Source organism: Qipengyuania sp. YIM B01966 (assembly GCF_016461955.1).
Classification (GTDB): domain Bacteria; phylum Pseudomonadota; class Alphaproteobacteria; order Sphingomonadales; family Sphingomonadaceae; genus QFOP01.
On the sequence record NZ_JADMNM010000019.1, the window covers coordinates 1 to 8,881 of the forward strand.

7 protein-coding genes and 1 pseudogene are annotated in these 8,881 nt (G+C 59.0%); all 8 read left to right on the forward strand.

The annotated features are described in order from the left end of the window. Positions 1 to 192 (forward strand): hypothetical protein (locus ILT46_RS12225; RefSeq protein WP_233397236.1); only part of this gene is annotated, 192 nt, incomplete at its 5' end. 227 nt (positions 193 to 419) lie between these two features. Beyond that, positions 420 to 698 (forward strand): transposase, encoded by a 279-nt coding sequence (locus ILT46_RS11745; RefSeq protein ID WP_199504832.1) that lies wholly within the window; start codon positions 420 to 422, stop codon positions 696 to 698. Positions 699 to 1,884: 1,186 nt separating this feature from the next. Continuing rightward, positions 1,885 to 2,575, forward strand: a pseudogene (locus ILT46_RS11750) (IS5 family transposase). A gap of 121 nt (positions 2,576 to 2,696) precedes the next feature. Continuing rightward, positions 2,697 to 3,941 (forward strand): HlyD family efflux transporter periplasmic adaptor subunit, encoded by a 1,245-nt coding sequence (locus ILT46_RS11755; RefSeq protein ID WP_199504833.1) that lies wholly within the window; start codon positions 2,697 to 2,699, stop codon positions 3,939 to 3,941. Then, the gene (locus ILT46_RS11760) at positions 3,938 to 6,106 is read left to right on the forward strand and encodes a peptidase domain-containing ABC transporter (RefSeq protein WP_199504834.1); all 2,169 of its coding nucleotides are present in this window, start codon (positions 3,938 to 3,940) and stop codon (positions 6,104 to 6,106) included. Before ILT46_RS11755 ends, ILT46_RS11760 begins: the two co-directional genes overlap by 4 nt. 122 nt (positions 6,107 to 6,228) lie before the next feature. After that, positions 6,229 to 6,840, forward strand: coding sequence for a hypothetical protein (locus ILT46_RS11765; protein ID WP_199504835.1), 612 nt, complete (start codon positions 6,229 to 6,231; stop codon positions 6,838 to 6,840). A 19-nt stretch (positions 6,841 to 6,859) separates the two neighbouring features. After that, positions 6,860 to 7,903, forward strand: coding sequence for an alpha/beta hydrolase (locus ILT46_RS11770; RefSeq protein ID WP_199504836.1), 1,044 nt, complete (start codon positions 6,860 to 6,862; stop codon positions 7,901 to 7,903). A gap of 219 nt (positions 7,904 to 8,122) precedes the next feature. Beyond that, positions 8,123 to 8,656 (forward strand): LysR family transcriptional regulator, encoded by a 534-nt coding sequence (locus tag ILT46_RS12325; RefSeq protein ID WP_199504837.1) that lies wholly within the window; start codon positions 8,123 to 8,125, stop codon positions 8,654 to 8,656. Positions 8,657 to 8,881: the final 225 nt, after the last annotated feature.

Genomic DNA, 8,881 nt, shown 5'->3' on the forward strand with positions numbered 1-8,881 from the left:
GGAGGAAATCTAGGGGCTCAGACCACAGTTGATGCGAGCGAGACAGTCGATCTGAAGGTTGCCGGGGAGAGCGTGACCATACGTGCGACTTGGCGCGACATCGCCGAGCAACCTCAATTCGTTGAAAGGCTTTTCGTAAAAAATGGTCAGCATTGGCGTCTGGCCGAAGATCAACCAAGCCAGAGTGACTAAAAATTTTCCCATATTCCGTCTCCTTTGAAGACGGCAACGCGGGTCTGGCTGTAAGTTCGCGATAGACGCGCGCCGTCAAAAATTCACGTGAGTTCGCTGTGGAGCGCCGGCGGATGTCCGAAATTTTCTGAAGGTAGGCTCGCCTACACCTAGAAAACCCCTCCTCATGGGAAGGACGTCCTATTGGTTCCCTCTGCGCGAAATGATGCGAAATCCAAGGTCTAACCGTGCTCGGCGACAAGGCTTATGTCGGCAACGCCATCCGCGCCCTGGTCGAGAGCCAGGGCGCGTTGCCCAACATATCCGCCAGGTCCAATCGAAAATGGCGGCCCTGCTTCGCGAGGGCGCTTTACCGCGAGCGCAACCAGGTCGAACAGTTTGTCAGCAAACTGAAGCACCTCCGCCGCATCGGCACCCGATGCGACATGCTCGCCGACAATCTCCTCGCCATGTTCAAACTCGCCTCAATGCGCCTGTGCTGGCGCGCTCATGAGTCTACGGCCTAGGGTCATAAGCGATCAAACAATAGAATACACTCGTGCGTGGGTTGACAAGCGCGGTTCTTTCGTCCCAATCTCTCAGAAAAGGGGGAGCTGGTATGTTTAGATCATTGTCGAGTAACGAAATCTGCCACGTGTCGGGCGGGGTGATTACCGCGCCAGGTTCAGGTTGGATTTACGGGAACCCTTGGGGCTGCTTACCGCTTCCTGGGTCAGACATTTCCAGTTTGACTTCTGACGCCGATAGCGATGGTGGAGGGGGTTTTGATCCTGACGCAGATTATTGCGGAACAGGGTGGAATCAATTTCTCGTTCCGGACTCAATTGCTGGCATCGACGTAAGTTACGCATGCTATGTGCACGACCTTAATTATGGCCCTAACTCGACCATGGATCGAGCCGAGGCGGACCGTCTCCTTGGCGTCATGGTATTTAATACGCTTTTAGCGGGGGGGTTGGATTATCGGGTTGCCGCTGTCGTGGCGGCAACGTTCTATACGACGGTGACTGCAGCGGGCGAGGGCTCCTATTTGGGCAAGGGCCAGAAATAGACTGGAGGGGCAATGTTCTTAAAAATTTCTATAGCTTTAATCAGTCTTAGCGCTTCAGCATGCGCCTTCGCGGAGAATTCTATGGAAGCACCACGTTCTGGGCTCTATCAGTCCGATAGTGGCGATGAATATAGCGTTCGAACTGACGGGCCTTCCGCTTTGACCGTCACTTCAGTTTCTCAGGGCGGGGTCTGTCTGCAATTTTGGCGTAGCAAAGAGCCGGCGTTAGTGGATGGTGTCGAAACACTTCGCGGACAATCTTGCAATGAGGGTGAGCTTAGTGACACAGGTTGGTTAGCCGGGTTTTCAGAAAAAAAATCAACTGAGATTATTTTGTTTCCTCCAAAGACCTTTGAGGGCGGTCTTAACGTCCGCCCGATCAGGCTCACATATCGGTCGAATATACTCTAGCTCGCCTTTTCGCACTGTTGAGATAAATGCCGCTGCTTTATGTGGCGCGCGAGCATTAGTCGAACAAGCTTGATTTGCCTCATATGGGCTGCCGACCATGGCGGCCGAGCTCGCCTCTTTTTCTATTAACGCTTAGTGTTAGGCTCAGGGCCCATGAAATGGCTTGCGCAGGACTGAGTCAGTTGGTTAATTGGCAGGGCCAAGGATGTGCTGCTTGTGTCCGAGCTGTGATGTTGAGTGAGGCGCAGATGCGCCGGATTGAGCTGTCTTTCCCTTTTCTCACGGCATCCCACGGGTCGATGACCGGCGGATCGTCTTCGTGATCAGGAATGGGTTGCGCTGGTGTGATGCGCCGACTGCCTATGGGCCGCACTAGGCGACCTAAAACCGCTTCATCCGCTGAAGCCGTCTGGGGTGTTCAACCGCATCTTCGCCGAGTTCGCGGCCAAGGGCGGCACGCCCGATCAGATCATGATCGATGCTACCGATCTCAAGGCGCACCGGACGGCGGCAAGCCTACTAAAAAAGGGTTCTAACCAAACGTATTGGGCGCAACAAAAGCGGTCTGAACTTCAAGCTTCACGCCGACTGCGACGGCCAAGGCCGTCCGCTGATCATGCTGCTCAGCGAAGGGCAGATGAACGATTACAAGGGCGCCGCCCTGATGATTGATGCGTCCCCAAGGTCTAGGCATTGCTCGCCGATCGGGACTATGATGCCGACTGGTCCCGCGCCGCGTCGGAGCAGCGCGGCATCACCCCCTGCATCCCCTCAAAGACCAACCCCAAGACGCCCATCCCGCACGACACGGACCTCTACCGTCAGCGTCACAAGGTCGAGAACATGTTCGGCAAGCTCAAAGACTGGCGACGCATCCACACCCGTGACGACCGCTGCGCGCACACCGCCGTTTGGCTGTGATTGAGTCCCAGACCTAGGGATGTCGATCGAAAAAGCTTCCCGTGTCCGAATTTTTGCGTAATCTCCCAGTACCCTTAACAAGAACCCAGTAAAAAGCCGGGCGCACAAAAACAGAGGTAGCATGTCGCTGTTTCGCGAAGAGGTATTCGCTAGCCGGAAGGGTCGCCTTCACGGGGAAGTGGTCTTATCGCAGCCGCTGTCCACCCGGCTGTTCGTCGCGGTGCTTTTCTCTGTAATCGCCATTGCCGGTATCTGGGTGACGATCGGCACGTATGCCAGGATCGAGACCGTATCGGGCATTCTAGTCACCGACGTTCCAAGTGCCAATGTCGTCGCGGTCCAGGGCGGCACGATTTCGGAACTGGTCGTTACCGAAGGCCGATTGGTCGAGGCCGGCGAACGCCTCGCGGTCGTGGACTCGGCGCGTGAGACCCGGAGCGGAGGCGACGTGGCAGGCCGGGGGCTCGACGCGATTGATGCACGCCGCGAACTGTCGTTGGCACAGGTCGCTCTCGCGCGTAGCCGGGGTGCGGCCGAACGGTCCCGTTTGCTCACGATCATGTCCGCGGCAGAAGCGCGGGCGGGGAGCCTGCAGGGACAGATCCAGATCCAGCAGGATGTCGTCAAGTCGAACCAAGACCTGTTCGATAAGCTCGAAAGTGTCATGGAGCGCGGCTTCGTCAGCCGGGTCGAGTACGAGCGCCGCCGGCAGACGCTTCTCGGGTCGCGCCAGACCCTGGCGGGCCTGCAACAGCAGCTTTCGGGCAGCCTGGCCGAAGCGGAACAGGCGCGGTCGCAGCTGGCCACCATCGATATCGAAGCCGCACAGGGTGTTTCGCAGATCCAGGAGGACCTGCATTCCCTTACCGCAGAAGAAGCGCGATTGCAGGGTGAGCAGAGCTACGTCATCACCGCCCCGATAACCGGCCGCGTAACTGCGCTGGCCACGGGTATCGGCCGCCCCGCCAACCCGGGAAGGCCGCTCATGGTGATCGTGCCAGAGGACGCGACGCTTGAGGCCGAACTCTATGCCCCGTCCCGCGCAGTCGGTTTCGTGGAACCCGGCAAGGAGACACGCCTGTTGTATGATGCCTTTCCCTACCAACGCTTTGGCAGCTTCACCGGAACTATCGCATCGATTTCGCGGATCGCCGTCGACCCGCGCGAAACCGAAATCCCGTTTCCGTTCGAAGAGCCAGTCTATCGCGTCAGGGTGGCCCTCGATCGACAGGCCGTTCGCGCGTTCGGGCGGGATACGCCGCTGCAACCCGGCATGACGCTGAAGGCTAATATCGTTCTCGAACGACAGAGCTTTCTCTCGTGGCTCCTGCAACCGCTCCGGGCGGTGCTCAATCGTAACGCATGACGAACCCGGTTGATCTTCTCCAGTTTCGCGGTCGCGCGAGGACGAGGTACATCCCCCAGGGGGAAGCTAGCGAGTGCGCGCTGGCGTGCCTTGCGATGGTCGCCGGGTACCACGGATATCACACCGACCTCATTACCCTCCGCCAACGCTACGGCATGTCGCTGAAAGGGGCCGACCTGAAGCAGGTCATGCAGGTTGCCGAGGACATCGGTTTCAACGCTCGTCCCCTACGCGGCGAACTTGACGACTTACCGCACCTCGCCTTGCCGGCCGTCCTGCACTGGAACCTCAACCATTTCGTGGTGTTGACTAAGATTGTCTCCGGGCTGCGTGGTCAGCAGTACCACATCCACGATCCTGCCCGGGGCGCCGTCGTCATGGGGCGCGACGAAGTTTCGCGGCACTGGACGGGAGTCGCGCTCGACCTGCTTAAATCGGAAAGCTTCAAGCCGAAAATCGAACGCCAGCAACTCGGGATCACCCAACTCTGGTCGTCGATCAGTGGCTTCTGGCAAACGATCCGGCAAGTCGTGCTGCTGTCGATGGTTCTGCAGCTAGTCGTCCTTGCATCGCCGTTCTTCCTGCAGATTTCGATCGACACCGTATTCCCGGCCTTCGACAGCGACCTCTTGCTGATGCTGGCGCTGGGCTTCGGCGGTTTGACGGTCATCAATTTCATGGCCAGCTGGTTGCGATCGCTAATCTTCGTCACGCTCAGCAACTCGCTGTCGTACCAAGTCATCGTCAACCTGTTCCGCCACCTGATCCGGCTGCCACTCGACTATTTCGAAAAGCGCCATGTCGGCGACATCATCTCGCGGTTCGGTTCTACCCAGCCCATAAGCCAACTCATTAGCCAAGGGATGATTGCGGCCTTCATCGACGGGGTCATGGCGTTGCTGACGCTCGCGTTGATGATCGTGTATTCCGGCCTGCTTGCCACCATCGCCGTGACCGCGCTGGTCATCTACGTCATGCTCCGGCTCGCTTTTCTGCAGGCCCTGCGCCTGCGCAACCTGGACGCCATAACCACCGCGGCGACAGAGAACAGCAACTTCATCGAATCAATTCGCGGCATCGCCGCCATCAAGGCGTTCGGGCAGGAGGGCAATCGCCAGCGCCTGTGGCAAAAGACCAAGGCCGATGCGATTAACGCGCAGATCAAGCTGGGGCGCCTGAGCGCCGGGTTTGAGGCACTCGGGCAATTCGTCATCGCTCTCGAGCGCGTGGTGTTCGTTTACGTGGCGATTACGCTCGCCTTCGATACCCTGCTCACAATTGGTATGATTTTCGCCTTCCAGGCTTACAAACAGCAATTCCTGGATGCCGGTATGCGGCTGACCGAACAGGCAATTAATTTCCAGATCGTGAAAGTCCACCTGTCCCGCATCGCCGACATCGCGTTGTCTAAGACCGAGGATTCCGATGGCGAGAAGAGCACGGAGGAGCCTAATTTCACCAAACCCATGTTCATCGAACGGGTCAGTTATCGGTACGGGCAGAACGAACCCCTTGTGCTGAAAGGTGCGAGTCTGGCGATCATGCCGGGCGAGTTCGTGGCGATTACCGGGCCATCGGGTGGCGGCAAGACGACCCTGGTCAAGATCGTCATGGGCCTGTTCCAGCCATCCAGCGGCAGCATCCGACTCGGGGATCGCAACATATTCTCGCTGAAGTGCAACCGGTACCGGCGGGCGATCGGGTCGGTCGCGCAAGGTGACATGCTGTACGCCGGCACCTTGGCCGAGAACATTTCGTTCTTCGATCCGGCTATCGACATGGACCGGGTGCGAGAAGTCGCCCGGCTGGCCCATATCCATGATGAGATCGAAGCCATGCCGATGGGCTACGAATCTTTGGTTGGCGACATGGGTTCGATACTGTCGGGTGGTCAGTTGCAGCGCGTCCTTCTCGCGCGCGCGCTCTACCCCGGACCAAGCCTGCTAATCCTGGATGAGGGCACGGCCAACCTCGACGAAGCGAACGAGCAGAAGATCCTGAGCGCGCTGAAAGAATTGAAGATTACGCGGATCGGGGTCGCCCACCGTCCGGCGACGATAATGGCGGCGGACCGCGTCGTGCGGATCGAAGGCGGCCGCATCACGGCGATGGATGTTAACTCGAAAAGCGCCGAGCACCAAATAAGACCGAAAGATGAATTATAAAACAAGGGGCTTCCAAAAAATAACTGTAATTTGGGTGTTGAACCATCAACCTTAAAGGAGTACTTATGCGCCGGTCGTAGCGAAGAGTGTGCGACCATTTAAAAGTCATTTGGGAGAATGTAATGTTCATGAATAGTGTCACACTCAACGGCTTTCGGCCGCTGACGAGTAGCGAGATTACGACCGTATCCGGGGGATCGGACGAGATCGTGGTCACGGGACGGAAGCTCGATGTCTGGGTGACGAGCATCTCTCGGGAAGACTTCTGGATGTATCCAGAACTGTTCGACAGCGCCGGCGGGTTGGGCTCCGGCGGCGGCGCCGGGTTCAGCGGTGGCGGCGGAGGCGGCGGAGGTGAGCTGTCCGATCCGGAGGGCGACGGCGCGATCGACAGCGACGGCGATGGCGTGGACGACACGATCATCGTCACCGCGCCCGAGCGCGTGGAATTCGCCGATGGCTACTACGGCTACATCTACAGCGACACGCATGTCGACATAATGCAGGAAGCCAACTGGTTCCTGTCGCTGTTCGGCGCGGATGACAAGTTTATCGGCCACTACGCACCCGATGCGGATGGCTCGTTCGTGATCAAGGATCCGGCAACCAACACTTCGACAACCGTGACCGTTCCGATCAACGGTACGCCGGTAGTCGTAGGAGGCTCGTACGAAGAAACTCCGCAGACGGAGTGGAGGTTCTCGCCGACGAGCCCCGATTTCCACGAACAATAAGATCGATTACGCAAGGACGATGAAAAAGCGGCCCTTGTATTACCTTGCGAGCGCCATACTCATTCCGAGTATGGCGCTCTTTGCGTGCACCGAACCCGGAAGGACCCAATCGACCGACTCGTGGGGAGCAGCCGTCGATCCCGATCGGTGCCGACAGGCCCTGCAACGGTTGCCGGCCGCCCTGCGCAGCCTGCGCGGACAGGACTGCGTCGCGGTTCGCGCGAGCGATCTGGTGGTGGCAACGATTGAACTCGAAGTCGCCGGTGAGGTTCTACCGGTTCGGGTCGTCGTCGGCGAAGGGAATAACAGTGTCCGCAAGATCGTCGTCGAAATCGTCGGCGGCCCGGGAGAAACGGTTCTGCTCCGGCCCGGGATCGAAAGCTGGGCACGAGAAGGGAAGCAGACTATTGCGGACTGCGATGTCGCGATCCTGTCTCCCGCCTATTCGGGAACCTGGCACAGGTCGTCCTATCCGGCCGCCAGCGAACGCCGCGCGGCAACCGAGGTCGATGGCCTGCTCTCGGTAATCAGCAGTTCGACCGACGTGTCGATCGTTGCGCAAAGCCTCGGGGGGCGGATCGTCAGCAGGCCGGAGGTGCGCATTCCCGACGGCCGGCATCTGCTGTTCGTGCCGCTGCTGCAGGCACCGCAGGGCTACCTCCGATGGCTGGACGAAGGGAGCACGCGCAACCGTATCATGCGCCGTTCGTCGGTCTCGAACTATGTGATCGGAACCGAAGGAAACCGGGCGTCGCAAGCCGTCCGGACTTTCGACTTCCTTCGCGCGTTCTTCGAAACCAGCAAATCCGACCTCGCCGCCACGCTGCCAGAGCTTTGGGCGCAGAAATCGCGGGTCGGCGCTTCCGCGGATGTCGAGGTCGTCATCGCGGATAAGGAAGACAAGGCCGGCGGGCCTGAATTCTCCGAAGCCCTTTCAAAGCTGGGCTTCACCGTGCGGACCGTTGCGGGTGAACACCTGCCCAACGGCCAAGCTGAAACGGCCGAACGCGCGGAGATCGTGGGACGTTTCCTGCAGGCGGCTTGCGCCTCGGGCAAATCCTAAACCCGGCTGTTGCCGGGCCCGCTCATCTGCGCAAGACCCTTGTCAGCGGCTGGCCGTCGACCGAATAACCGGCGTCGTAGAGATGCGCAGTCATGTCTCGCCGTCGCATTCCTCCACGCATGGGGTGATGGTTTACACCGCGACGGCTTTGCCCTGCGCCCGCGCTTTGGCGAAGCTGCCGACAGCGCCAGTCGCTCAAGAATGCGGCGGGTCGGGAAGATGACCGAGATCTTGCCGCGGGCTGATGATCCCCCGTCGTTCCTCAAGCTTCGCTATCCCCAAAAAAGTGCTTCATTACAGTCACATGCAAAAGCAAGATATGAAAAATGCAAATGCAATATTGTAACAGTGGCAACTCGCCCACTTTCTACGCCGCGCATTTGGCTCAATAAAAATACATTGTTATGCGCTTATCGTTCCGTTTATCTGAATGGTACGGTCGCGCTGGATTTTCACCACCAGCGGTATTTTCACGCCGTGGCGCACGAGGGGAACCTGACGCGTGCCGCCGAACGGCTGAATGTGTCTCAGTCCGCGGTCTCGTCCCAGCTCCGGCACCTTGAGGAGCGCCTTGGACTGCCCCTTTTCGAACGGCGCGGCCGGTCGCTCGTTCTCACCGAAGCGGGCCGCATTGCGATGGACCAAGCCGATTCCATTTTCGCCACTGGCGAAAATCTGCTCAACACCTTCGGCGACCGCGCGTCGGCGCGGCGTCAGACATTACGCGTAGGGTCGCTGGCGACGCTTTCGTGAAACTTCCTGGTCGGTTTGCTGCGCCCCTTGCTAGGTCGCGAGGACGTCGAGGTCGTCATACTTTCAGGCGCGCTTGGCGATCTGCTGAACAATCTCGAAGCACACCGGCTTGACGTGGTCTTGGCCAACATTGCGCCACCGCGCGATGTAGCGACGCCATGGATATCGCAAGCGATCGCCGAGCAGCCAGTCAGCCTTATCGTGTCCCCCGTCAGCACCAATGGC

Excerpts from the sequence above, each read along its gene's own strand:
- ILT46_RS12325 (WP_199504837.1), top strand. The coding sequence starts at position 8,123 with ATGACCGAGATCTTGCCGCGGGCTGATGATCCCCCGTCGTTCCTCAAG.
- ILT46_RS11755 (WP_199504833.1), top strand. The coding sequence starts at position 2,697 with ATGTCGCTGTTTCGCGAAGAGGTATTCGCTAGCCGGAAGGGTCGCCTT.
- ILT46_RS11760 (WP_199504834.1), top strand. The coding sequence starts at position 3,938 with ATGACGAACCCGGTTGATCTTCTCCAGTTTCGCGGTCGCGCGAGGACG.
- ILT46_RS11770 (WP_199504836.1), top strand. The coding sequence starts at position 6,860 with ATGAAAAAGCGGCCCTTGTATTACCTTGCGAGCGCCATACTCATTCCG.
- ILT46_RS11765 (WP_199504835.1), top strand. The coding sequence starts at position 6,229 with ATGTTCATGAATAGTGTCACACTCAACGGCTTTCGGCCGCTGACGAGT.